General features: G+C 70.2%; 12 protein-coding genes and 1 pseudogene. 9 read left to right on the top strand and 4 right to left on the bottom strand.

The genetic code is table 11. From position 1 onward, the window contains the following. Nucleotides 1–150: 150 nt before the first annotated feature. Together AC07GB_RS21965 and vanY-N are read right to left on the bottom strand one after the other, a co-directional pair. Entirely contained in the window at nucleotides 151–2214 is a 2064-nt protein-coding gene (locus AC07GB_RS21965) for an AAA family ATPase (protein ID WP_478847883.1), read from the bottom strand. After that, nucleotides 2195–2746 carry a D,D-peptidase/D,D-carboxypeptidase VanY-N gene (gene vanY-N, locus AC07GB_RS21960; protein ID WP_478847881.1) on the bottom strand — a complete coding sequence of 184 codons (552 nt, stop codon included), beginning with the start codon at nucleotides 2744–2746 and terminating at the stop codon, nucleotides 2195–2197. Before vanY-N ends, AC07GB_RS21965 begins: the two co-directional genes overlap by 20 nt. Nucleotides 2747–2832: 86 nt before the next feature. Between vanY-N and AC07GB_RS21955 the strand changes: the two genes are divergently transcribed. Both AC07GB_RS21955 and AC07GB_RS21950 read left to right on the top strand, forming a co-directional pair. Continuing rightward, nucleotides 2833–3528, top strand: a complete 696-nt coding sequence (locus AC07GB_RS21955) for a response regulator transcription factor (RefSeq protein WP_478847879.1) — start codon at nucleotides 2833–2835, stop codon at nucleotides 3526–3528. Continuing rightward, nucleotides 3521–4642 carry a sensor histidine kinase gene (locus AC07GB_RS21950; protein WP_478847877.1) on the top strand — a complete coding sequence of 374 codons (1122 nt, stop codon included), beginning with the start codon at nucleotides 3521–3523 and terminating at the stop codon, nucleotides 4640–4642. The genes AC07GB_RS21955 and AC07GB_RS21950 overlap by 8 nt, the downstream gene beginning before the upstream one ends. Nucleotides 4643–4834: 192 nt before the next feature. On the opposite strand, the gene AC07GB_RS21945 is transcribed toward AC07GB_RS21950, so the two are convergent. Next, nucleotides 4835–6190: a UDP-N-acetylmuramoyl-tripeptide--D-alanyl-D-alanine ligase gene (locus AC07GB_RS21945; RefSeq protein ID WP_478847875.1), complete on the bottom strand. Its 1356-nt coding sequence runs from the start codon at nucleotides 6188–6190 to the stop codon at nucleotides 4835–4837. A 457-nt stretch (nucleotides 6191–6647) separates the two neighbouring features. On the opposite strand from AC07GB_RS21945, the gene vanH reads away from it, so the two are divergent. The 7 genes from vanH (at nucleotide 6648) to AC07GB_RS21910 (ending at nucleotide 23433) form a co-directional block, all read left to right on the top strand. Beyond that, the gene (gene vanH / locus AC07GB_RS21940) at nucleotides 6648–7679 is read left to right on the top strand and encodes a D-lactate dehydrogenase VanH (protein WP_478847873.1); all 1032 of its coding nucleotides are present in this window, start codon (nucleotides 6648–6650) and stop codon (nucleotides 7677–7679) included. Continuing rightward, the gene (gene vanA, locus AC07GB_RS21935; protein WP_478847871.1) at nucleotides 7676–8716 is read left to right on the top strand and encodes a D-alanine--(R)-lactate ligase; all 1041 of its coding nucleotides are present in this window, start codon (nucleotides 7676–7678) and stop codon (nucleotides 8714–8716) included. Before vanH ends, vanA begins: the two co-directional genes overlap by 4 nt. Beyond that, a complete protein-coding gene (vanX, locus tag AC07GB_RS21930; RefSeq protein ID WP_478847869.1) occupies nucleotides 8713–9321 on the top strand; it encodes a D-Ala-D-Ala dipeptidase VanX in 609 nt (202 codons plus the stop codon). The genes vanA and vanX overlap by 4 nt, the downstream gene beginning before the upstream one ends. Beyond that, nucleotides 9293–9964, top strand: coding sequence for a hypothetical protein (locus tag AC07GB_RS21925; protein ID WP_478847867.1), 672 nt, complete (start codon nucleotides 9293–9295; stop codon nucleotides 9962–9964). Before vanX ends, AC07GB_RS21925 begins: the two co-directional genes overlap by 29 nt. Before the next feature lie 773 nt (nucleotides 9965–10737). Continuing rightward, nucleotides 10738–12696, top strand: a complete 1959-nt coding sequence (locus tag AC07GB_RS21920; protein ID WP_478847949.1) for an ABC transporter ATP-binding protein — start codon at nucleotides 10738–10740, stop codon at nucleotides 12694–12696. Further along, nucleotides 12693–22115, top strand: a complete 9423-nt coding sequence (locus AC07GB_RS21915) for an amino acid adenylation domain-containing protein (RefSeq protein ID WP_478847865.1) — start codon at nucleotides 12693–12695, stop codon at nucleotides 22113–22115. Before AC07GB_RS21920 ends, AC07GB_RS21915 begins: the two co-directional genes overlap by 4 nt. A gap of 220 nt (nucleotides 22116–22335) precedes the next feature. Further along, the gene (locus AC07GB_RS21910) at nucleotides 22336–23433 is read left to right on the top strand and encodes a prephenate dehydrogenase (RefSeq protein WP_478847863.1); all 1098 of its coding nucleotides are present in this window, start codon (nucleotides 22336–22338) and stop codon (nucleotides 23431–23433) included. Between the two features lie 59 nt (nucleotides 23434–23492). Here the strand turns inward: AC07GB_RS21910 and AC07GB_RS21905 are convergent. Beyond that, nucleotides 23493–23708, bottom strand: a pseudogene (locus AC07GB_RS21905) (helix-turn-helix domain-containing protein); the annotation flags it as partial. Between the last annotated feature and the right edge of the window lie 18 nt (nucleotides 23709–23726).

Genomic DNA, 23726 nt, shown 5'->3' with positions numbered 1-23726 from the left:
CTCACGTCTCCCGGCGCGGTCAGCTCGGTGGCCACCCTGACGGCCCAGTTGTCCGTGCCGGGATCCCGACGTCGGCCTGCTGCCCCTCGCATGAGGGCGCGGCGGGAGCGGGCCGGCGCTCTTGGCGCGTGCAACCCAGCTCAGGGGCACTCAGCCCGCCCCGCGGAGTTCGCGGCGCCAGAGGTCGTCGGAGAGGCGTTCGATACCGGCGTTCAGGTGACGGCGGTAGGTGCTCAAGGACAGGCCAAGGTGCTCCGCGGCGGCTTCCTGGGTGGGGGCGCCACGCAGGAAGGTGACGTCGAGGGCGCGGTGCGGCTTGCCCGCCCACGGATCCCGGCCCAGGTCGCGGATGCTGTCCTCCAGCAGCTCGCGCAGCGCGCGGGCAGGGGCGGCCCGGCCGGCGAGCAGCCTGGTGCGGGTGAGGGGATTGGCCGCCAGCTCCCCGTGCGCCGGAAGGTGACGCAGAGCCTGCCGGACGGCGTCTCTGAACTCCTCCTGAGACAGCACCACCAGCTCCGGCCCGTGCGGGGCCACGTCCTCCCGCGCGCCCATCGCCAACAGCCGGTCGAGCCAGACCCGCGCCGGCACGGCCCGCCAGTCGTGCGCGGCCAGGACGTACTCAGCGTCCTTCCCCTGCGCGTGAGTCCCGAGATCGTGCATGTCGTAGTACTCGCAGGAGTACTCGTAGCGATCGCTCGAACGGTCGTCAATGCGCCTGGCGATGAACGACCAGGCCAAGTCCTGCGAGCGCAGGAACCAGGCCACGGCCCGCCACCGGATCAGATTCATCATCGGCGAGAAGCCCCGGTGGCACTCGCGCACCCAGCTCCGGTAGACGGCCACGTGCTCGCCGGACCGCAGCGGAGCATGGGCGTGGGCGGTCGCCCAGGCCGTGGCCACGACCGGGTCCGCCTGCGCCTGCTCCTCCGCCTCCAGGCGGAGCCAGGCGCCGACGCCTGCCAGCTCACCGTCCGCAGCACACCGGTAGAGGCGGAAGGCCTGCGGCTGGCGGGCCGTCCAATGGGAGACGGCGGCGACAGCACCCGCGTCGTGCTCGGCGGCCAGGCGCAGCAGGTCCTCGGCGTCCTCGGGACGGAAGACGTCCTCATACACCTCACCAGCACCGCGCCACACGTGCGGCTCCGCTCTTCGGCCTTCGCCGCGGTGCAGGTAGAACAGCGAACCGACGGCCCCGAGCACGTCCGGGTCCTCGGCGGTACGGATCCGCTCGGTGAGGTGGGCCTCGATACACCGGTGCATGTCGGCGTAGCCCTGCGGGTCGCGCCAGCGCAGGTCGGCTCCGAGGATTTCACGGACGACGTCGTGCGGGTACAAGCCGTAGGGGCCCGACTCCACGAACGGCAGCCGCCGCAGCCAGGAGAACAGCGCCGCCGCGTCCTCGCCGGGCAGCGCCGCGCGCAGCACGTCCTGTGTGGACATGAACGTGTGCGCGCAGACCTCCAGGGCACGCCGGTGCGCCGGGCTGGGCACTTCACCGACGATCTGGTCGAGCAGGGCGGCCACCACGTCATGGGGAGGCCTCCAGCGCGAGCCGGCGCCGCTGTCACGGACGGCCATCGCGATGCTGGTGGCCTCCCCAGCAGCCGTAGCACTGAGCGACAGGGCAAGCGGGTGCCCGCCGGCGAAGGTGAGCAGCGGCTCGTGCGACTCACCGGCCACACCGCGGGAATCCAGCAGCGCGGCGGCGTCCACGCGCTCCAGCTCACCCAGCTCGATGATCCGCACCAGGTCGGCCCAGCCGGGGTCCGCCTGCCACATCAGGTCCGGGGATATGCGACCGGCCATGACCACCAGCGCGCCGACCGGCACCACCGGCAGGAACTGCTCACGCAGCCAGCTCTCCAGGCCCCGCACCCGCTCGAAGGTGTCGATCAGCAGCACGGCGCGCTCGTCGGCGAGCACCGCCCCGGCCTCGGCCACAAAGGCTGCGGGAGACTCCTGGAGAACCCGCCCGTCCAGCATCAGTACGGTGCGATCCGCCTCCGCGGCCCGCTGGGCGAAGCGTTCCAGCAGCGCCGACTTGCCGACACCGCCGGGGCCATGGACGAACAGCACCCGGGCCCCGGTGCCCAGCGCCTCCTCGAAGACGGCCAGCTCTTCCTTTCGTCCGACGAAGGTACGTCGCCTCGCGGCCTGGAGACGCGCTTCCAGGCGCCCGGCACGCTGCCCCTCGTCAACGAACTTGCAGAGCATCGCGGGTCTCCTGGGTCCTCGGTGGCAGGTCGGCGACCGGTCGGTACTCGAAGTGCCACCACTCGTTGTCGTAGATGCGGTAGAGGTCGTAGCGCGCACCGTGCTCCTCGAGCCAGCGCGCCCCCTCGAACGGGCGCACATCCAGCGCGGTGCCCCTGACGTGCCGGGATTCCGCCGGCGGCAGCACGAACATCCGGGCCGCGGCCGGTGAGCCGACGCGGCGCACCTCCTCGTCGAACAACCGCTGCTGGACGAGGGGGTCGCGATACCCCGATGTCAGGCCGAGGAGCTGCCCGTGACGCCAGAGCGCCTCGGCGCGTGCGGCGGTGAACGCCGCCCTGGCACCGTCGGTGAGCCCGGTGAGATCCTCGGCGGGAAAGCGGATCCCCAGAGCCCAGCCACAGGCCAGTTCACGGGCGCGGCCGGGGTCGCGGACGAACGCCACGGGGAGCAGGAGTACGGCGAGCACCACCGTAAGTACGGCGAACAGCCGATCACGGGGCCGAAGTGGGATAACGTGTGGCTCGTTCATGCCTCCAGTCAACGGGGCACGATGTTGCAAGGCCGTATCCGGTTTTCCATATACCGACGATATGCACCGGCTCGTAACATCAGGCTATGCGTGTATTAGTCGTCGAAGACGAGCCCTACATGGCAGAGGCCATCCGCGATGGGCTGCGCCTGGAAGCGATCGCGGCTGACATCGCCGGGGACGGTGATACCGCTCTGGAGATGCTGAGTACCAATGCTTACGACATCGCCGTCCTCGACCGGGACATCCCAGGACCCACCGGTGACGAAATCGCCAAACACATCGTCGCCTCCGGCAGCGGCATGCCGATCCTCATGCTGACCGCCGCCGACCGGCTCGACGACAAGGCCTCCGGGTTCGAGATCGGTGCGGATGACTACCTCACCAAGCCCTTCGAGCTTCGGGAACTCGTGCTCAGGCTCCGAGCACTCAACCGCAGGCGGGCCCACAGCAGGCCGCCTGTGCGGGAGATCGCGGGCTTGCGTGTGGACCCGTTCCGCCGCGAGGTCTACCGCGACGGCCGCTACATCGCGCTGACCAGGAAGCAGTTCGCCGTCCTTGAGGTCCTCGTCGCCGCTGAGGGCGGTGCCGTCAGCGCGGAGGAGCTGCTTGAGCGAGCGTGGGATGAGAACGCCGACCCGTTCACCAACGCCGTGCGCATCACGGTCTCGGCCCTGCGTAAACGCCTCGGCGAGCCCTGGCTGATCGCCACCGTGCCCGGGGTCGGCTACCGCATCGACGCAGGACCTGACGACGATGACCGGGGGGCGGTGCGTGGATAGACGTCAAGGGTTGAGCGTCCGCCTCAAGTTCACCCTCAGCTACGCCGGGTTCCTCGTGATCGCGGGCACCTTGCTGCTCGCCGCCGCGTGGGTGTTCCTTCTGCGGGGCAGGTCGAACAGCCTGGACGTCCCCGATCGCTCCGACTTCCTGCGCGTCTTCGACCCGAGCAATTTCGGCCCGGTCGTCTTCGTCCCGGCGGGAATCCTGGCGCTGGCGTTCCTGCTGGTGTTCGGTCTCGTGGGCGGGTGGATCCTGGCCGGCCGGATGCTCGCCCCGCTGATACGCATCACCGACGCCACACGCAAGGTGGCGAACGGACCGCTCTCCTACCGGATCCGCCTGTCGGGCCGCCGGGACGAGTTCCGCGAACTCGCCGACTCCTTCGACGCCATGCTCGCGCAGCTCGAAGCCCACGTCGCCGAACAGCAGCGATTCGCGGCCAACGCCTCGCACGAACTGCGTACCCCGCTGGCGGTCACGCAGGCGCTTCTCGAGGTGGCCCGCAACGATCCGGACTACGACATGTGCGAGCTGGTCGAGCGCCTCCGCGTCGTCAACGCCCGGGCCATCGACCTCACCGAAGCACTGCTCCTGCTCAGCCGCGCCAACCAGCAGTCATTCGCCAGGGAACCCGTCGACCTGTCCCTCCTGGCGGAAGAAGCCACGGAAACGCTCCTCCCCTTGGCGGAGAAGCAGGGCGTCACCATCGAAACCTCCGGCGACGTGGGTACCACCATCGGCTCACCCGCGCTGCTGCTCCAGATGACCACGAACCTTCTGCACAACGCGATCGGCCACAACCTGCCCGAAAAGGGCGTCGTATGGGTGAATACCAGCGTCCGCCCCCACACGGTCGTGCTCACGGTCGAGAACACCGGCGAGAAGCTCACCCCACAGCTGGTCGCGACCCTCACCGAGCCGTTCCAGCGCGGCACCGAACGCATCCACAGCAGCCACGCGGGTGTCGGCCTCGGCCTGGCGATCGTCAAGACCATCACCCAGGCCCACGACGGAACCCTCACCCTCACCCCGCGCCCCGCCGGCGGGCTCCGCGTCACGGTGCAGCTGCCCGCCGCGCCGGGGCACACACGGACAGAGGGCGATCGGGCCTGACGAACCTCCCTGCCGGCCGTGGCGGAGGCGCCGTAGCGGTACCAGGCGTGTCCCGGGCAGGGGCCCTGCGACCCGGTCCGGACGGTGGCGGCGAGACCCGGTCCGGACGGTGGCGGCAGCGATATGCACGCCACCGCCGTCGACCCCCACTCACTCACTGTGCACCGCCGCCCGGGCCGGGATCGCGGGGGACTACCGCGGCTGGGGCCCGGAGGTGAGCGCGGTGGCGACCTCGTCGAGGCGCGCCCCGCGGGAGGCCTTGAGGAGCACCACATCGCCGGCGGTGATCCGGCCGCGCAGCCACTCGACGGCCGCGGCGTTGTCTGCCAGCGCCACCGCCCGCTCCCCGGCACCGTCGGCGAGCGACCGGACGCCGACCGCGAGTACCACGTCGGCGCGGAAGGCGGCGTACTCCCCGATGGCGTGGTGCTGGGCCTCGCTGTCGTCGCCGATTTCGAGCATCTCGCCGAGGACGGCGATGCGGCGCTTGCCCTCGATCGCCGCCAGCGTGTCCAGGGCGGCGCGGGTCGAGTCGGGGTCGGCGTTGAAGGAGTCGTCGAGCAGCGTCGCGCCGCCGGCGAGGTCGCGTAGCTCCAAGCGCCACTTCGACAGCGCGACCGTGGGCAGCGCAGCCGCGGCCACATCGAGGGGCACTCCGGCCGCCAGGCCCGCCGCTGCGGCAGCCGACGCGTTGAGCGCCTGGTGAGTGCCCACGAGCGGCAGTGTGACCGGGGCCCAGGCGGCGGCGGTGCGCAGGGTGAAGGACGGCCGGGCGAGCCGGTCGGGGACCACGTCGAGCACGCGGACGTCGGCGCGTTCCGTCTGGCCGAACGTCAGCACCGGGCGGTCGGTGAGCGAGCGCATCGCGGCCACCCGGGGATCGTCGGCGTTCAGGACCGCGGTGCCGCCGGGTGCCAGACCCCGCACCAGCTCACCCTTGGCCCGGGCGATCGCCTCGCGGGACCCGAGATGGCTGAGGTGGGCCTGGCCGACGTTGAGGACGACACCGACGTCGGGTGCGACCAGGCCGGTGAGTTTGGTGATGTCGCCGATGCGGCGGACGCCCATCTCAAGGACGAGGAAACGGGTGTCCTCGGTGGCACGCAGCATGGTGAGCGGCATGCCGAGTTCGTTGTTGAGCGAGCCGGCCGTGGCGATCGTCGGTGCGGAGCTGGACAGGACGGCCGCCAGCAGGTCCTTGGTGCTGGTCTTGCCGCGGGACCCGGTCACCCCGATCACGGTAAGGCGGTCGCGCAGCTGTGCCACGACGTGGGCGGCGAGTGCCTGCAACGCGGCCGTGGCGTCCTCGACCACGACGGTCGGCAGCGCCGTGGGCCGGGAGCCGAGCACGGCCACCGCGCCGGCCCGGCCGGCCTGGTCGGCGTAGTCGTGGCCGTCGGCGTGTTCTCCGGCGAAGGCGACGAAGAGGCCGCCCGGCTCGGCCTGCCGGCTGTCGAGCACGGCCGGGGCGGTCACTGTCACGGCGTCGTCACCCGCGACCGTCCCACCGACTACTGTGGCGATCTCACCGAGGCTGAGCGGGATCATGCCTGGACCGCGCAAGGGTCGGTGAAACGCGGCGACAACCGTCCGGTCGCTGTGACGGCGATCGGGGGCGGGCCGGCGAGGTAGCGGACGGCAGAGGCTGGTTCGCTGGAATACATGCCTTCCAGTCAAGGAAGCGTGGTGTTGTCAGCGCGTATGCAGTTTTCGATACGCGGACGATATGTTGCCGACCGGCACCCGCGAGAGCACGGCCGTGTCCGGACGGCCGCGATAGCTCGTCCGTGGGGTCGACCGGACTCGCCGACGGTACGAGCACCGGGGCCGACAGCAGCGCCGCTGGCCTGCGGATTCGCCTCGCCGGCACCCGCTGCGGGCGGGGTACTCGCCCTTGCGGCGCAAGTCGGGCACCGGCCTGCGCCGCAAGAGGTCGGCAACATATCGTCGGCGTATCAAAAAACGCATACGCGCTGGCAACACCAGGTCCTCTTGACTGGTAGGCATGAGTTCCAGCGGACCGACACGAGCGACGACGTTCCGCACCCGAGCGCCGGTGGCGACCTCACGGACTGTCTCGACAACGGGAATCACCGTTTATGGGTGCGATAAGGACGAGGCCCTTCTCTTCCGGGAAATAGCGCCTCGCTTCGGCGTGGAGCCGACCATCACGAAGGCGGCGGTATCCGAAGCCAATGTCGACCTGGCAGTCGGGAACCGGTGCATCAGCATCGGCCACAAGACGCGCGTCACGCGTGCCACGCTCAGCGCACTGAGCCGCGTCGGTGTGGAGTACCTCTCCACACGAAGCGTCGGATACAACCACATCGACGTGAGTCACGCGGAACGTGTCGGTATCTCCGTCGGGAACGTGGCGTACTCTCCCGACAGCGTGGCCGACTACACGCTCATGCTGATGCTCATGGCCGTGCGTCACGCGAAGGCCACCATCCGCCGCACCGACGCTCATGACTACCGACTGAGTGAGATACGCGGCAAAGAGCTGCGCGACCTGACTGTCGGAGTGGTCGGTACGGGGCGTATCGGCACAGCGGTCATCGACCGGCTGCGCGGCTTCGGCTGCCACGTGCTGGCGTACGACAACCGCCCCAAGACCGCGGCCGATTACGTGCCGATCGACGAGCTGTTGCGGCACAGCGACATCGTGACGCTGCACACCCCGCTCACCGCGGAAACCCGCCATCTCATCGATCGCCGACGTATCGGGCAGATGAAACACGGCGCGTTCATCGTCAACACGGGACGCGGGCCGCTCGTCGATACCGAAGCTCTTCTTTGGGCGTTGGAGAGCGGCAGACTCGGCGGCGCGGCCTTGGACGTCCTCGACGGTGAGGAAGGAATCTTCTACACCGACTGCCGGAACAAGCCCATCGGGAACCGCTCGCTGTTGCGACTTCAGGAGCTGCCGAATGTGCTCATCAGCCCGCACACGGCGTATTACACCGACCACGCACTGAGCGACACCATCAGGAACAGTCTCATCAACTGCCTCGACTTCGAAAGCGGGAAAGCATGAACAAGCTGAGGATCGGCATCATCTTCGGGGGCTCTTCCGAGGAACACCCCGTCTCCGTCAAGTCCGCCCGAGAGGTCGCGAAGAACCTCGACGCCGACAAGTACGAGCCGTACTGGATCGGCATAACGCAGTCCGGTGCCTGGCAGCTCTGTGACTCCCCCGCCGGGGACTGGGAGAAGGAAGACGCTCGTCCGGTCATGCTGTCGCCCGACCCGAGCGTCCACGGGCTGCTCGTCCTGGAGCAGGAACGATTCGAAGTGGTCCGTCTGGACCTCGTGCTGCCCGTGCTGCACGGCACGCTCGGTGAGGACGGTGCGATCCAGGGCCTGTTGGAGCTGTCCGGAATTCCCTATGTCGGCTGCGACATCCAGAGTTCCGCCATTTGCATGGACAAGTCCCTGACCTACACCGTCGCCAAGAGCGCGGGCATCGCCACGCCGAACTTCTGGGTGGTCACGGAGAACGAGAAGGTCGACGCCGACCAGCTTCCCTACCCGGTCTTCGTGAAGCCGGCCCGTTCGGGCTCGTCCTTCGGTGTCAACAAGGTCGCCGGTGCGGAGGACCTGCCGGGCGCACTGGACGCCGCACGACAGTACGACTCGAAGGTCCTGATCGAAGAGGCCGTGACCGGCAGCGAGATCGGCTGCGCGATCCTGGGGGACCCCTCCGCCCTGATCGCGGGCGAGGTGGACCGCGTAGCGCTCTCGCACGGGTTCTTCAGGATCCACCAGGAGGCCTCGCCCGAGACCGGTTCGGACAACTCGTCGTTCATCGTTCCCGCCGACATCTCCGAAGAAGCGCGTCAGCTCGTCCAGGAGAGTGCCAAGAACATCTACCGCGCACTGGGCTGCCGGGGGCTCGCCCGCGTGGATCTGTTCCTCCAGGACGACGGCCAGGTGGTACTCAACGAAGTCAACACCTTTCCCGGCATGACCTCCTACAGCCGCTACCCCCGGATGATGGCCGCCGCAGGGATGCCCCTCACCGACGTCCTCGATCGGCTCGTGTCCATCACACTGGACCGGGAAAAGCGATGAACGGTGATTTCGGGTACCTGGACGAGCTGGTGCCCGGCATCCGCTGGGACGCCAAGTACGCCACCCGGGACAACTTCACCGGGCAGCCGGTGGACGGCTACCTGGTGAACCGGATAGTCGGCACCAGAGCCTTGTGCGCAGCCCTGGGCCGGGCACAGGAAAAAGCCGCGACCCATGGCTTCGGCTTGCTCGTCTGGGACGGATACCGTCCGCAACGCGCCGTCGACTGCTTCCGGCGCTGGTCACAACAGCCGGAGGACGGCCGGACAAAGCAGCGCCACTACCCCAACATCGAGAGGTCCGAGCTTTTCGACAAGGGATATGTGGCCGCCAAGTCGGGCCACAGTCGCGGCAGTTCAGTCGACCTGACGCTCTACCACCTTGCCGGCGGAGAAAATGCCCGCATGGGTGGTGGCCACGACCTCATGGACTCGATCTCACATCATGGAGCAGAGGGCATAGAGCCCATCGAAGCGGAGAACCGCGCGTACCTCTGCTCCATCATGGAGGACTGCGGATTTGCTCGCTACGACAGCGAGTGGTGGCACTACACGCTGGAAAGCGAGCCGTATGCAGATGTCTATTTCGACTTTCCCATCACATGACAGAAGCCTCCCTTATGTCTCTCAGTGGGGAAGCCTGGACCGGAACGACGAGGTCGTCATCCAGCGTGCCGCGCCATCGGGTGTCGACGTCTTCCTGAGGCGCACCGACCCGTCGCAACTGCACGACTGGGCCTCCGACGGATACCACTCGCGCGAGGAGTACCTGTTCTGGTCCCGTAAAATCTGCGGCTTGGCCTGCTTGCAATCCCTGCTCCATGGCTGGACGGATGTCCGGCTGCCGATGCGCGAACTCCTCGCGCAGGCCCTCGACTGGGGTTGCTACGTGGTGGAACCCGAGGGCAAGGTCCACGGGCTGATATACCGGCCGTTCATGGCCTGGGTCAGCTCGCAGTTCGGCCTCACATGCCAACTGGTCGAGCGGACACCGCTTCAAGCGTCCGCCCGAGCGGTGCACCCCGGGCAGGTCCTGATCGCTTCGGTGTCTCCTGAGATTCGCGACCCGAGAACCCACGAACCGCGACGGGGAGGGCACCTCGTGCTGATTCACGCGGTCCGCGGCGGGATCGTACGGTTCCATAACCCGTCGGGCTACTCGCACAACGCGGAATCCGCGTCGCTGCCCATCCGCGTCTTCGAGCGGTTCTACGCGGGACGGGGAATCCTGGTCAGCGCGGGAGCGTGAGGCCAGGCGAACCGGCCCCGCGCGCGCGTCGCCACCGGCGGCCACTCGGCGGGGCGCACACAGCCCACGATGAACCTTCCCGACGCGTCGCGTCGGGAAGGAACCCTCGACGCGGACCACCGCCTTCTCCGCCGTCCGCGGCCTGGACCACATGCTCAGTCCAGCCCGCGGCTTCGGCGTGAACCCATCCCGTCACCGCGTCACGGCCGTCGCCGACGCGTGCGATCACGATCACCGAGCGGCGGGCAGCCGCCGAGTACCGGGCGGCAGGCAGTCGCCGCAGGACGTAGAGCCCGCCCACAGGCCCCCCGGGCTGAGGGCGAGAGTTCCGTCGCGTGCCCGGTGACGCTCTTGACGATCTCCCGGCCAAGGCCCACCCTCACCTGGGCGGGTCGTAGACGCGCGGCGCCCGGCTGAGACGGCTCGGTGAGCCGACGGCGAGTGCCCGCGGGCCCTCCCCATCCGGATGTGGACCTTCCCGCCCGGATTCCGGTGTACCTCGCGCTGCCCGCGGCCCCCCAGAGACGATCGAGCAAGAATTCCGGGGCTGCTCCTTTCCCCCTGCGCCATGCGGCGGCAAGCCGACGAGGCCCAGGTCGGGAGGGCGGCCGTGGTGGTCAGCCGTGCCGCGGCAGCCGCGCGGCACAGACACCGGCAGATGCGTCCAAGTGCCAGAAGTGTTCAGTTGGACTCACTCGTGGACATCGACGTGATTCAGCACGATTGGGCTCCGCTGGCTTCGTGAGTCGTGTGAGAGGGGCACCTGCGTGGAAATGGTGTTGCGCTACCAGGGGGTGAGGAAGAGCGATGACGATCCCGATCCCTGGCAGACCACGATCCACCCGGGGACGGTGCGCCGCGTGCTCGCCTACTTCCGCCCGCACATCCGCACCGTGGCGCTCTTCGGTGTGGTCGCCACGATGGAGGCGCTTACCGTCGCCGCAACTCCCTTGCTGCTGAGGGAGCTTGTCGACAACGGCATCGTCAAGAACGACCGCGGGGTCGTGATCTCGATGGCGTGCCTCGCCGCCGGCCTCGCCGTGCTCGGCGCGGGGTTGTCGCTGGTGTCCGCCTACATCTCCGGGCGGATCGGACAGGTGATCACCTACGACCTCCGGGTCCAGGCGCTCGACCACGTCCGGCGGCTGCCGCTCGCGTTCTTCACGCGCACCCAGACGGGGGTGCTGGTCGGCCGGCTGCACACCGAACTGATCATGGCTCAGCAGCAGTTCAGCGGCCTGCTGATGGCGGCCACCAGTGCGGTCATGGTCGTGGTGGTGCTGGCCGAGCTGTTCTACCTGTCGTGGCTCGTCGGGCTCATCACGCTGGCGCTGGTGCCGCTCTTCATCGTGCCCTGGGTGCACGTGGGGCGGGTGATCCAGCGGCGCACCGGACAGCAGATGGACGAGAACACCGGCCTCGGCGGACGGCTCCAGGAGCGGTTCAACGTGCAGGGGGCGATGCTCTCCAAGCTCTTCGGCCGTCCGGACGAGGAGATGGCCGAACTCACGGACCGTGCCGACAGGATCCGCAAGATCGGTGTGAAGCTGTCCGTCTGGGGCCGGATGGCCTTCGTGATGATGACGCTGATGGCCTCGCTCGGCACGGCGATCGTCTACGGGATCGGTGGCGGACTCGTACTCGACGGGGCCTTCCAGCTCGGCACGCTGATCGCCATCGCCACCCTCCTCCAGCGGCTGTTCGGGCCGATCACCCAGCTGTCCGGGATGCAGCAGGTCGCGCAGACCGTCGTGGTGACCTTCTCCCGGGTCTTCGAACTGCTCGATCTGAAGCCGTTGATCCAGGAGCGCCCCGACGCGGTCGCGCTCGCGACGAACGTGGCGCCGGACGTCGAGTTCGAGAACGTGTCGTTCCGCTATCCCACCGCGGACGAGGTCTCACTGGCGTCTCTGGAGCATCTGCGGTCCGATCGCGAACGCGGGAAGGTGACGCCGGACGTCCTGCGCGACGTGAGCTTCCACGTGCGGGCCGGCACCCTCACCGCGCTCGTCGGACCGTCCGGCGCGGGGAAGAGCACCATCACCCACCTGGTGTCCCGGCTGTACGACGCGAACTCGGGGACGGTCCGCGTCGGCGGACACGACCTGCGGGACCTCACCTTCGACTCGCTCCGCGAAACGGTAGGGGTGGTCAGCCAGGACACCTACCTCTTCCACGACACGATCCGGGAGAACCTTCTCTACGCTCGCCCGGACGCCACCGAGGAAGAGCTGATCCAAGCGTGCAAAGGCGCCCAGATCTGGGATCTGATCGAGTCCCTCCCCAGTGGGCTCGACACCGTATCGGGCGACCGCGGCTACCGCATGTCGGGCGGGGAGAAACAACGACTGGCCATCGCCCGGCTGCTGTTGAAGGCGCCCTCGGTCGTCGTCCTCGACGAAGCCACCGCGCATCTGGACTCCGAGTCGGAGGCTGCCGTCCAGCGGGCGCTCAAGACCGCCCTGCGCAGCCGTACCTCGCTGGTGATCGCCCACCGGCTGTCCACGATCCGCGAGGCCGACCAGATTCTCGTGATCGACGGCGGACAGGTCCGCGAGCGCGGGACGCACGAGGAGTTGCTGGCCGAGGGCGGCCTCTACGCCGAGCTTTATCACACGCAGTTCGTCAAGCCGGGAGACAACGGCACCGAGCCCGCCGACCTCGGCACCGGGCTCGGGCCGGACATGGCACTCCGGTCGGTGCATCAGGTGGTCCGTGAAGGAGAACGATGAATTCCACAGCGCAAGCCACACCGACGGTGTTGGAGCTGTTCGCCTCGCATGTCGACCGGACGCCCGACGCGGTGGCCGTCGTAGCCGGTGATCAGGTTCTGACGTATCGGCAACTCGATGAGCGAGCGGGCCGGCTGGCCGGACGCCTGATCAATAGGGGCATCCGCCGCGGCGACCGCGTCGCGGTCATGATGGACCGCTCACCCGAGCTGCTCGTGGCCACGCTCGCCGTATGGAAGGCGGGGGCCGTGTACGTCCCGGTGGACGCCGCCTACCCGGCGAGGCGCGTGGCGTTCATGGTGGCGGACGCCAAGGTGTCCCTGATGGTGTGTTCGGCCGCGGCGCGCGGCGGCGTACCGGACGGGGTCGAGTCGATCCAGGTGGACGCCGCGACCGACGAAGGCGCGTGCGACGCGGCGGCCGTCACGGTGCACCCGGGCGATCTGGCCTACGTGATGTACACCTCCGGCTCGACGGGCGCCCCGAAGGGGGTGGCCATCCCGCACCGGAGCCTGGTGGAGCTGGTGGAGAGCCCCGGCTGGGCGATGGAGCCCGGCGACGCGGTCCTCATGCACGCGCCGTACGCGTTCGACGCGTCCATGTTCGAGATCTGGGTGCCGCTGGCATGGGGCGCCCGTGTGATGATCGCGGAGCCGGGGCCGGTGGACGCCCAGCGCCTGCGGGAGTTGGTCGCGGCCGGGTTGACACGGGCGTATCTGACCGCCGGGAACTTCCGCGCGGTGGCGGAGGAGTCGCCGGAGTCCTTCGCGGGGCTCCATGAGGTGCAGACCGGTGGTGACCTGGTGCCCGCGCACGCGGTGCGCAGGGTGCGGGAGGCCTGCCCCCGAGCGCGGATCCGGCACCTGTACGGCCCGACCGAAGCGACCGTGTGGGCGACGTGGCACGTGCTCGAGCCAGGTGACGAGATGGGCCCGACGCTGCCGATCGGACGGTCCCTGCCGGGCCGTCGGGCTCATGTGCTCGACGAGTCGCTGCGGCCCGTGGGCCCGGGTGTGGTCGGTGAGCTGTACCTCTCCGGTGCCGGTCTGGCGGACGGCTATCTGAACCGGCCGGGCCTGACGGCGGAGCGGTTCGTGGCGGATCCGTTCGCACCCGACAGCGCCCCCGAGGACGGTGGCGGTCAGGTGACGGGCGGACGGATGTACCGGACCGGCGACCTCGCCCAGTGGACCGCGGACGGCGAGCTGCTGTTCGCGGGCCGGGTCGACCACCAGGTGAAGATCCGCGGGTACCGGATCGAGCCCGGCGAGATCGAGGCCGCCCTGACGGCCCAGCCGGGCGTCGACGACGCCGTGCTGGTGGCGATCGACGGGCGCCCGATCGGTTACGTGGTGGCGGACAGGGACGCGGATCCCGATCTCATCCGCGAGCGTCTCGGGGCCGAACTGCCGGAGTACATGATTCCGGCCGCTGTCATCGTGCTGGACGCGCTCCCCCTGACCGCCAACGGCAAGGTGGACCGGGCGGCTCTGCCCGCGCCCGAGTTCGCGGCGAACGCAACCGGCCGCGCACCGGTGACCGAGCCGGAGCGTGTGCTGTGCGATCTCTTCGCCGAGCTGCTCGGCCTGGAGCGAGTCGGGGTCGACGACGGCTTGATCCAGTTGGGCGGGGACTCGATCGTCGCGATGCGCATGGCGGCACGCGCGGTCAAGGCGGGCCTGCTGCTGACACCCGCCCAGATCCTGGAGGAGCAGACGCCCGCACGCCTGGCGGCCGTCGCGCGTGCCGTACCCGCTGATCGCCCCGCCGACCAGCCGCTGATCGCCCTGACCGCGCAGGACGAGGCGGACCTGGCGACCGCCCACGCGGATGCGGAGGAGATCTGGCCGCTGGCACCGCTCCAGGAAGGGTTGCTCTTCCAGTCGACCCTCGACGATCAGGGCCCCGGTGACCAGGGCCGCGACATCTACCAGGTGCACTGGCTCGTGGAGCTGAGCGGACCGCTGGACGTCCCCCGGCTGCGGGCCACGTGGGAAGCGGTTTTCGCTCGGCACCCCCAGCTTCGGCCCAGCTTCCATCGGCTCCCGTCGGGCAAGGCGGTGCAGGTCGTCCACCGGCACGTCACCTTGCCGTGGCGGGAGGTGGATCTGACGGGTGCCGGCGATGTCGACGCGGCCGTCGACGCCCTGGTCCTTCAGGAACAGAAGAACCGGTTCGATCTCGCCGAGGCCCCCCTGGCCCGGCTGGTGCTGATGCGCGTCGCCGAGGACCGGCACCGCCTGCTGGTCGTCATTCACCACACGCTGATCGACGGCTGGTCGGTGGCGGTCATCCTCAACGAGGCGGCCGAGGCGTACGCGGCCGGCGGGCAGCTCCCGGAACGGGCGGGCTCGGCCTCCTACCGGGACTACCTGGCCTGGCTCGACGGGCAGGACAAGGACGCGGCACGCGCGGCCTGGCGGGCGGAGCTGTCCGGTCTGGGTGAGCCGGCGCTGGTCGCGACAGCGGCCCCCGTGGCGGACTACGACCACCAGGTCGTCCACCTGCCCACGGATGTCCACACCCGGCTGACGCGGCTGGCCCGCGACCACGGCCTGACGCTGAACACGGTGGTACAGGGCGCCTGGGCGATGGTTCTGGCGCGGCTTCTGCGCCGGACCGACGTGGTCTTCGGCGCCACGGTCGCCTGCCGTCCCGCGGAGCTTTCGGGTGTGGAGTCGATGCCGGGCCTCATGATGAACACGGTGCCGGTCCGGGTGCCCCTGGACGGCGGCCAATCAGTCATCGACATGCTCACCGAGGTGCAGCGCCGGCAGGCGGCCCTCATCCCGCACCAGCACCTGGGACTGCCGGAGATCCAGAAGGCGGCCGGCGCCGGCGCGACCTTCGACACGTTGCTGGTGTTCGAGAACTATCCGCGCGAGTTCGCGGGCCAGTTCACGTATCTGGGCACGGTCGAGGGGACCCACTATCCGCTGACCCTCGGCATCATCCCGGGAGATCACTTCCGGATCCAGCTCAGCTACTGGCGCGGGCAGATCCGGGAGAGCGTCGCGGAGTCGGCGCTCCAGTGGTTCGTCGACGCGCTCGCCGCGCTGGTCGCCGACCCGTCCGGATCGGTGGGGCGGATCGGCATGGCCGGGGGCCACGCGCACGATCCGGCACCGGCGTTGGCGGCGGGGGAGACCTTGCCGGCCCTGGTGAGGCGGGTGGTGAGGGAGCGCCCGCATGACGTGGCGGTGGTGGACGCCGAAGGTGAGCTGTCGTTCGGGCAGCTGTGGGACCGGGCGGTGGGACTGGCCGCTGTGCTGCGGGCCCGCGGGGTCGGTCCTGAGCACCGGGTGGGCGTGGTGGTGGACCGGTCGTCGTGGTGGCTGGTCGGGATACTGGGCGTGTCCTTGGCGGGCGGCGCGTTCGTTCCGGTGGACCCGGCCTATCCGGCCGAACGCGTCACGTGGATTCTGGACGATGCCGATCCGGTGTCGGTGGTGTGCGTCGGAACGACTCGGCCGGCCGTGCCCGAAGAGTTCGCGGATCGCCTGGTGGTGATCGGAGAGACCGATCCGGCGGAGGGCTCGGACGCGGAATTGCCGCAGGCGGGCCCGGGCGACGCGGCGTACGTGATGTACACGTCGGGGTCGACGGGCGCTCCCAAGGGGGTCGTCGTCTCCCACGCGGGGCTCGGCAACCTCGCGGCGGCGCAGATCGACCGCTTCGGCGTGACGCCGTCCTCACGGGTCCTGCAGTTCGCGGCGCTGGGCTTCGACGCCATGGTGTCCGAGGTGCTGATGGCGTTGCTGTCGGGGGCGACGCTGGTCATGGCGCCGGCGCGGGATCTGCCGCCGCAGGTGTCGCTGACCGAGGCGCTGGAACGGTGGCAAGTCACGCACGTGACGGTTCCGCCGTCGGTCCTTGGCACGGCCGACGTCTTGCCGGACGCGTTGCAGACGGTGGTGGTGGCGGGGGAGGCCTGCCCGCCGAGCCTGGTGGACCGCTGGTCGGAGCGGCTGCGGCTGATCGACGCATACGGCCCGGCCGAGGCCACGGTGTGCGCGGCGATGAGTACGCCGTTGACGGCGGGCCGGGACGTGGTCCCGATCGGGACGCCGATCGCGGGGGGCCGCTGCTATGTGCTGGACGCGTTCCTGCTGCCCTTGCCGCCGGGAATCGTCGGTGAGCTGTACGTGGCCGGAATCGGATTGGCGCGCGGCTACCTGGGTCGCGCGGGGCTGACGGCGGAACGGTTCGTGGCTGATCCGCTCGCCCCTGGCGAACGGATGTACCGGACAGGGGATCTGGCGTACTGGACGAGCCAGGGCGACCTTGTGTTCGCCGGGCGGGCCGACGACCAGGTCAAGGTCCGGGGGTTCCGGATCGAACCCGGCGAGATCGAGTCCGCTCTGGCCGACCACCCAGGGGTCTCCCAAGCCGCGGTGACCGTCCGCGCGGACCGGCTGCTGGCCTACGTCTCACCCAGCGACATCGATCCGCACGCGGTGCGCGAAGGGCTCGCCTCCCGGCTGCCACAGCACATGGTGCCCACGGCGGTGATGGCGCTGGACGCCCTGCCGGTGACGGCGAACGGGAAGATCGACCGGGGCGCGCTGCCTGACCCCGACTTCGCCGCGGCGACCGCGGGACGGGAGCCGGTCACGGAGGCCGAGCGGGCGCTGTGCGGCCTCTTCGCCGAGGTCCTCGGCATCGACCGGGTCGGTGCGGACCACAGCTTCTTCGAACTGGGCGGCGACTCGATCCTCTCGATGCAGCTGGCGACGCGGGCGCGACACGCCGGTTTGACGTTCACCTCGCGGGACGTCTTCGAGTGCAGGACACCGGAGCGGCTCGCGCGACTGACGGCCCGATCGGCGCTGCCGCACAGTGACCACGTCCCCGCGGCCGACGGTGTGGGCGGCGTCCCTTGGACGCCGGTCATGCGGATGCTGGGGGACGGGGTCGTGGGCGCGGGGTTCGCCCAGTGGGCGGTGGTGGGCGCGCCGCCGGACTTGACGGAGGACGCGCTGGCGGCCGGTCTCGCGGCGCTGGTGGATGCCCACGACATGTTGCGTCTGCGGACGGAGCCGGGGCGGCTGGTGGTGGGCGAGCCCGGGTCGGTGGACCCGGCCGGGTTGGTCACCCGCGTGGAGGCCGCAGGACGTCCGCTGGATGAGGCCGTGGAGAACGCCGCGCGGGAGGCGGTGGCGCGGCTCGACCCCGCCGCGGGTGTGATGGTGCAGGCGGTATGGGTGGACAGGGGCCCGGACCGGCTGGGCCGGGTGGTGCTGGTGGTGCATCACCTGGCGGTCGACGGAGTGTCGTGGCGGGTCCTGCTGCCGGACCTCCAGGCCGCCTGCGAGGCGGTGGCCGCCGGGCGGGACCCGGTGGTGGAACCCGCAGGGGTGTCGTTCAGGCGGTGGGCAGGCCTGCTGGAGGAGTGGGCGGTCTCCGAGGAGCGGGTCGGCGAGTTGCCTGCGTGGCAGGCCGTCGTCGGCCAGGAGGAGCAACCGGTCGCCGCGCCCGAGCTGACCACAGGCCGGGACGCGGGCGGTGTGGTGCGCTCGCGGTCCTGGGTCGCGCCGAAGGCGGACACGTCCGTGCTGGTGGGACGGGCACCGGGAGTGTTCCACTGCGGGGCGCATGAGGTCCTGCTGGCCGGGCTTGCCGGCGCGGTGGCCCGGTGGCATGGCGTGGACGCGCTGTTGGTGGACGTGGAAAGCCATGGCCGTCATCCCGTCGACGGGATGGACTTGTCCAGGACAGTGGGCTGGTTCACCAGCGTGCACCCGGTGCGCCTTGATGTGGCGGGGATCGACCTCGCCGATGCGCTCACCGGTGGTTCGGCGGCCGGACGCCTGCTGAAGGCGGTCAAGGAACAGTCGCGGGCGGTGCCCGGCGATGGGCTCGGCTACGGGTTGCTGCGCCATCTCAACAGCGAGACCGGACCGGTTCTCGCGGCATTGCCCTCGCCCCAGATCGGGTTCAACTACCTGGGCCGGTTCGCGGCGGGGGACCAGAACGACGGGCGGGCGTGGCAGCTGGCCGGGGACATCGGCAGTTCGATGGACGCGACCACGGAACTGCCGCACGCGGTGGACGCCAACGCGATCGTCCAGGACCTGCCGGACGGCCCGCAGCTGACGCTCACGCTGGAATGGCCCGACGGTCTGCTCGACGAGGCCGAGATCGAACGACTGGGCCGGCAATGGCTGGACATGCTGTCCGGCCTTGCCCGCCAGGCGGCTGACCCTGCCGCAGGCGGACACACCGCGTCCGACTTCGCCCTCGTCGACCTGGAGCAGCACGAGATCGAGGCCCTTGAGGCCGAACACTCGGGTGCCGGTGGTGTGGCCGAGGTGCTGCCGCTGTCCCCGTTGCAGCACGGGCTGGCCTTCCACGCCGGCTTCGTGGGCGACGGCGTCGACGTCTACACCGGACAGGCGGTCCTTGACCTGACCGGCCCGCTGGACATGCCGCTGCTGCGGAAGTCGGTGCGCGGGCTGCTGGACCGGCACGCCAATCTCCGTGCCGGCTTCCGGCACAGCGCCGCCGGGGTCCCCTACCAGGTGATCGCCAACGCCGTGGAGGTGCCGTTGACCCAGGTGGACGTGACGGAATCGGCAGACCCGCAGGCCGAAGCGGCGGCGGTGGCCGCGGCCGAACGGGCGAAGCCGTTCGAACTCGCCCGGCCCCCGCTGCTGCGGTTCACGGTGATCGCGGTGGGGCCGGACCAGTACCAGCTGGTGCTGACCTCTCACCACATCCTGCTCGACGGCTGGTCGATACACCTGCTGCTCGATGAACTGTTCAAGCTGTACGACAACGGAGCGGATCCGCTCGCGCTGGCGCCGGTGACCCCGTACGGGCAGTACCTGACCTGGTTGAGCAGAACCGATCGGGACGCTGCGAGCACCGCGTGGCGCGAGGCCCTGGCCGGCTTGCCCGAGCCGACTCTGGTGGCGGCGGACCGGCCGGTGCCGGTCCAGATGTCCGAGCAGATATGGGGCGCGCTGGACGAGGCGTCCTTCGAGGCCGTGGTGGCGAGGGCCCGCGAATTCGGCGTCACGGTCAGCACACTGCTCCAGGCGGTGTGGGGCGTGGTCCTCGGGGCGATGACCGGTCGTGACGACGTGGTGTTCGGCTCAGTGGTGTCCGGGCGCTCGGCCGAGCTTCCCGGGATCGACACCATGGTCGGACTCTTCATCAACACCGTCCCGGTCCGGGTACGGATGGAGCCGCAGCACACCTTCACCGAGCTGACGCGGCGATTGCAGAGCGAGCAGACACAGCTGCTGGCCCATCACCACCTCGGGCTCGCCGACATCCAGCAGGCCGTCGGGCTCGGGCAGCTCTTCGACACCCTCTTCGTCTACGAGAACTACCCCAAGCCTGCCGCGCCCGATGACGCGGCCGCCGGCGCGGAACCGGACCGGCTGCGTGTGCAGGGCGTGACGGACGCCGACTCCACCCACTATCCCCTGGCACTGACGGCCATCCCGGGCGACGGCCTGCAACTGCGCCTCGAACGCCAGCCCGAGCTGGTCACCGCCGCGCAGGCCGACGCCGTACTGGATCGGTTCACGCAGGTGCTCGAAGCCCTCGTCGCCGCTCCGCGGGTGCCGCTGTCCGTGGTGCCGATCCTGACCGATGCCGAGCGGCGACAGCTGGGGGCGTTCAATGACACCGCGGTGGAGGTGCCGGCCCAGACGCTGCCGGAGATGTTCGCCGCGCGGGTCGCCGCCACCCCTGAGGCGACCGCGGCGGTCTTCGAGGACCAGTCGCTGACCTACGCCCAGCTCGACGCCCGCGCCAACCAGTTCGCCCACTGGCTCATCGACCACGGCGTCGGAACCGAGGACCGGGTCGCGATCATGCTGCCCCGCTGCCTGGAACTGGTGGTCGCCGTCCTCGGTGTCACCAAAGCCGGGGCCGCCTGGCTGCCCATCGACGCGAACTACCCCCAGGCGCGCATCGACTACATCCTCGCCGACGCGCGACCGGCGGTCGTGGTGGACGAGTCGGTGGTACGTGCGGTCAGCGGATACCCCACCGATCCGGTGCGGTCGCGGGCAGTGCCCGAAAACGCGGCCTACCTCATCTACACCTCCGGCTCCACCGGAAAACCCAAGGGCGTCGTGGTCACCCACACCGGTCTGGCCAGTCTGGCCAACAGCCTGGCCGAGCGCCTTGACCTGACCACCCGGAGCCGGGTCCTGGCCTTGGCGTCGCCGAGTTTCGACGTCTCGGTGCTGGAACTGCTCATGGCCGTCGGTGGCGGTGCGGCACTGGTGGTTCCGCCCGAGGGCGTGGTGGCCGGTGCGGAGCTGGCCGAGGTGCTGGCGAGCCGGGAGATCAGCCATGCGCTGATCCCGCCCCCCGTGCTGGCCACCGTTCCCGCATCACCCGACTGGGTACTGCCGTGCCTGGTCCTGGGCGTGGCGGCGTGTCCCCCTGAACTCGTGCACCGGTGGACACCCGGGCGCCGGATGATCAACACCTATGGGCCGACCGAGGCCACGATCGCCATGACGATCGGCCGGGACATCCCGGACGGTGACGAGATTCCGCCGATCGGATATCCGACCGCGAACACCCGGGCGCTCGTCCTGGACGCGTGGATGCGGATGGTGCCACCGGGCGCGGTGGGCGAGTTGTACATCGCCGGTGTGGGTGTGGCGCGGGGGTATCTGGGCCGAGCGGGACTGACCGCCGCTCGATTCGTGGCCGACCCGTTCGGCTCGGGTGAGCGGATGTACCGGACCGGCGACCTGGTCTGGTGGAACCCGGAAGGGGAGCTGGTCTTCGTCGGTCGCGTCGACGACCAGGTGAAGGTACGCGGCTTCCGCATCGAGCCGGGTGAGGTCGAGGCGGCGCTCCTGGCGCAGGAGTCGGTGGGGCAGGCGGTGGCGGTGGTCCGCGCCAGCCATGCCGGCGAACGGCTGGTGGGCTACGTGACCCCTGCCGGGGAGGCCGCGGTGGACGCCGTGGCGGTGCGCGAGGGCGTGGCGGCCCGGTTGCCGGAGTACATGGTGCCGGCGGCGGTGGTGGTGCTCGACGCGCTGCCCGTGACGGCGAACGGGAAGGTCGACCGCAAGGCGCTGCCGGAGCCCGACTTCAGCGGACGCGTCTCCGACAGGGAGCCGGTCACCGAGGTCGAACGGATGCTGTGCGATCTGTTCGCCGAGGTGCTCGGGCTGCCACGGGTCGGTGCGGACGACAGCTTCTTCGAGCTGGGCGGGGATTCGCTGCTCTCGATGCAACTGGCGGCGCGGGCCCACCGTGACGGCATGGTCTTCGGCCCGCGGGAGGTGTTCGAGCACCGGACGCCGGCGGGCATCGCGACGATCGTGCAGCTGGGCACGGATGACCCTGGCGCGGGCCAGGAGATCCCGTCCAACGTCGACCTCCTCGACCTGGACCAGGAGGAGATCGACGCGTTCGAGGCCGAGTTCGACCACCAGTGAGGCCTGCCCTGCTCCGCTGACGACACGCTGTGCGCGGCTCTCACCCACGTACGGGTGAGCGGCCGCGCCCGGCGGGCGCTGCCACCCCGCTTCGGCGGGGGCCGATCCCTGCGGGGCGTCGGCCACCGCCCGGCCTTGCGCGCGTTGCCGCCCACCGTCCAGGGCCCCGATCGACGGGCGCCCGGCCCCGGGCCCCTGCTCATACTGATCAACCGAAGGAATGGATGTGGCCGTGATGCACTCCGCACTGGTGATCGGCACAGGTCTGATGGGTACGTCGGTGGCGCTGGCGCTGCGGGCGCGCGGCCTGACCGTGTACCTCAGGGACGTCGACTCGGCGGCTGCCCGGACGGCCGCGTCCCTGGGCGCCGGTACGGTGCAGCCGCCCACGGAGACCGTCGACCTGGCGATCGTCGCGGTGCCGCCGCCGCTCGTCGGCAAGGTCCTCGCGGACGCACAGGGCGCGCGCCTGGCGCGGCACTACACGGACGTGGCGAGCGTGAAGGCGGAGATGCAGCACGACGTCATCGCCCTCAACTGCGACACCTCGTGCTACGTGGGCGGGCACCCCATGGCGGGTGCGTCGCGCAGCGGTCCGCTGAAGGCTCGGGGCGACCTCTTCGAGGGCCGCACCTGGGCGCTGACCCCGACGGCGGACACCGATACCGAGACGCTCAACACGGCACTGGAGCTGGTGACGCTGTGCGGCGCTGTTCCCGTCCTGATGGAGGCGGCGGCACACGACCGCGCGGTGGCGCTGGTGTCCCACGCGCCCCACGTGGTGGCGAGCCTGGTCGCCATGCGCCTGGAAGGCGCCGAGGAACGTGAGGTGAGCCTGGCGGGTCCGGGGCTGCGGGACCTGACCCGGATCGCGGAAGCCGACCCCCAGCTCTGGCTGGACATCCTGGGCGGCAACGCCGCGGTCGTGGCGGACCTCCTGGACGAACTGGGCGCCGACCTGAGCGAGATGGTCGCCGGGCTGCGCGCCATGGCGGCGACGGACGAGGCCAAGCGCAGCAGCGGCATGAAGACGGTCGGGACCATGCTGCGCAGGGGGGTGTCGGGCCGCAGCCGCATCTCCGGCAAGCACGGGCCGCAGCCTGAGCGGTTCGAATCGGTGACCGTGATGATCGGCGACCAACAGGGCGAACTGGCACGTCTGCTGACGGACGCGGGCCGCGCCGACGTCAACATCGAGGACATCCGCATCGAGCACGCCACCGGCCGACAGGCAGGCCTGGTCCATGTCAGCGTCGCTCCCGGCATGTCGGCACCGCTGCGGGAAGCCCTGCGGGCCGGCGGCTGGCACGAGCGCTGAGCGCCGACCGCGGCCCGCTGTGCGGCTCGCCCCGCAGGCGGCCCGTGTTCCGCCGGTGCAGGGCCCGTTGAGCGGGTCCGCAGGGTCTCGACGCCCTCGGCCTGCCAGCGGCGGTACAAGCCGTCGTACGCCTGCCGGCTGATTTCGAAGTACCGGCAGGACATAGTCACGTTGCCGGTGACCTCTTCGGCGTGGAGTATGAAGGCCAGGCGCCGCCTGGCGCACGTGTATTGAGCGACGGCGATCGAGCGACCGCCTCCGGTGTGACTGGACATGTTGTCTGGCATTGCCCG

The sequence above is a fragment of the Streptomyces sp. NPDC045778 genome (assembly GCF_056431945.1).
Note: the sequence above shows the minus strand (reverse complement) of the source record. Positions and strands in the feature narration are given on the sequence as shown.

Coding starts and splice junctions, on each gene's coding strand:
- AC07GB_RS21965 (WP_478847883.1), bottom strand. CDS start 2,214: ATGCTCTGCAAGTTCGTTGACGAGGGGCAGCGTGCCGGGCGCCTGGAA.
- vanY-N (WP_478847881.1), bottom strand. CDS start 2,746: ATGAACGAGCCACACGTTATCCCACTTCGGCCCCGTGATCGGCTGTTC.
- AC07GB_RS21955 (WP_478847879.1), top strand. CDS start 2,833: ATGCGTGTATTAGTCGTCGAAGACGAGCCCTACATGGCAGAGGCCATC.
- AC07GB_RS21945 (WP_478847875.1), bottom strand. CDS start 6,190: ATGATCCCGCTCAGCCTCGGTGAGATCGCCACAGTAGTCGGTGGGACG.
- vanH (WP_478847873.1), top strand. CDS start 6,648: ATGAGTTCCAGCGGACCGACACGAGCGACGACGTTCCGCACCCGAGCG.
- vanA (WP_478847871.1), top strand. CDS start 7,676: ATGAACAAGCTGAGGATCGGCATCATCTTCGGGGGCTCTTCCGAGGAA.
- vanX (WP_478847869.1), top strand. CDS start 8,713: ATGAACGGTGATTTCGGGTACCTGGACGAGCTGGTGCCCGGCATCCGC.
- AC07GB_RS21925 (WP_478847867.1), top strand. CDS start 9,293: ATGTCTATTTCGACTTTCCCATCACATGACAGAAGCCTCCCTTATGTC.
- AC07GB_RS21920 (WP_478847949.1), top strand. CDS start 10,738: ATGGTGTTGCGCTACCAGGGGGTGAGGAAGAGCGATGACGATCCCGAT.
- AC07GB_RS21915 (WP_478847865.1), top strand. CDS start 12,693: ATGAATTCCACAGCGCAAGCCACACCGACGGTGTTGGAGCTGTTCGCC.
- AC07GB_RS21910 (WP_478847863.1), top strand. CDS start 22,336: ATGGATGTGGCCGTGATGCACTCCGCACTGGTGATCGGCACAGGTCTG.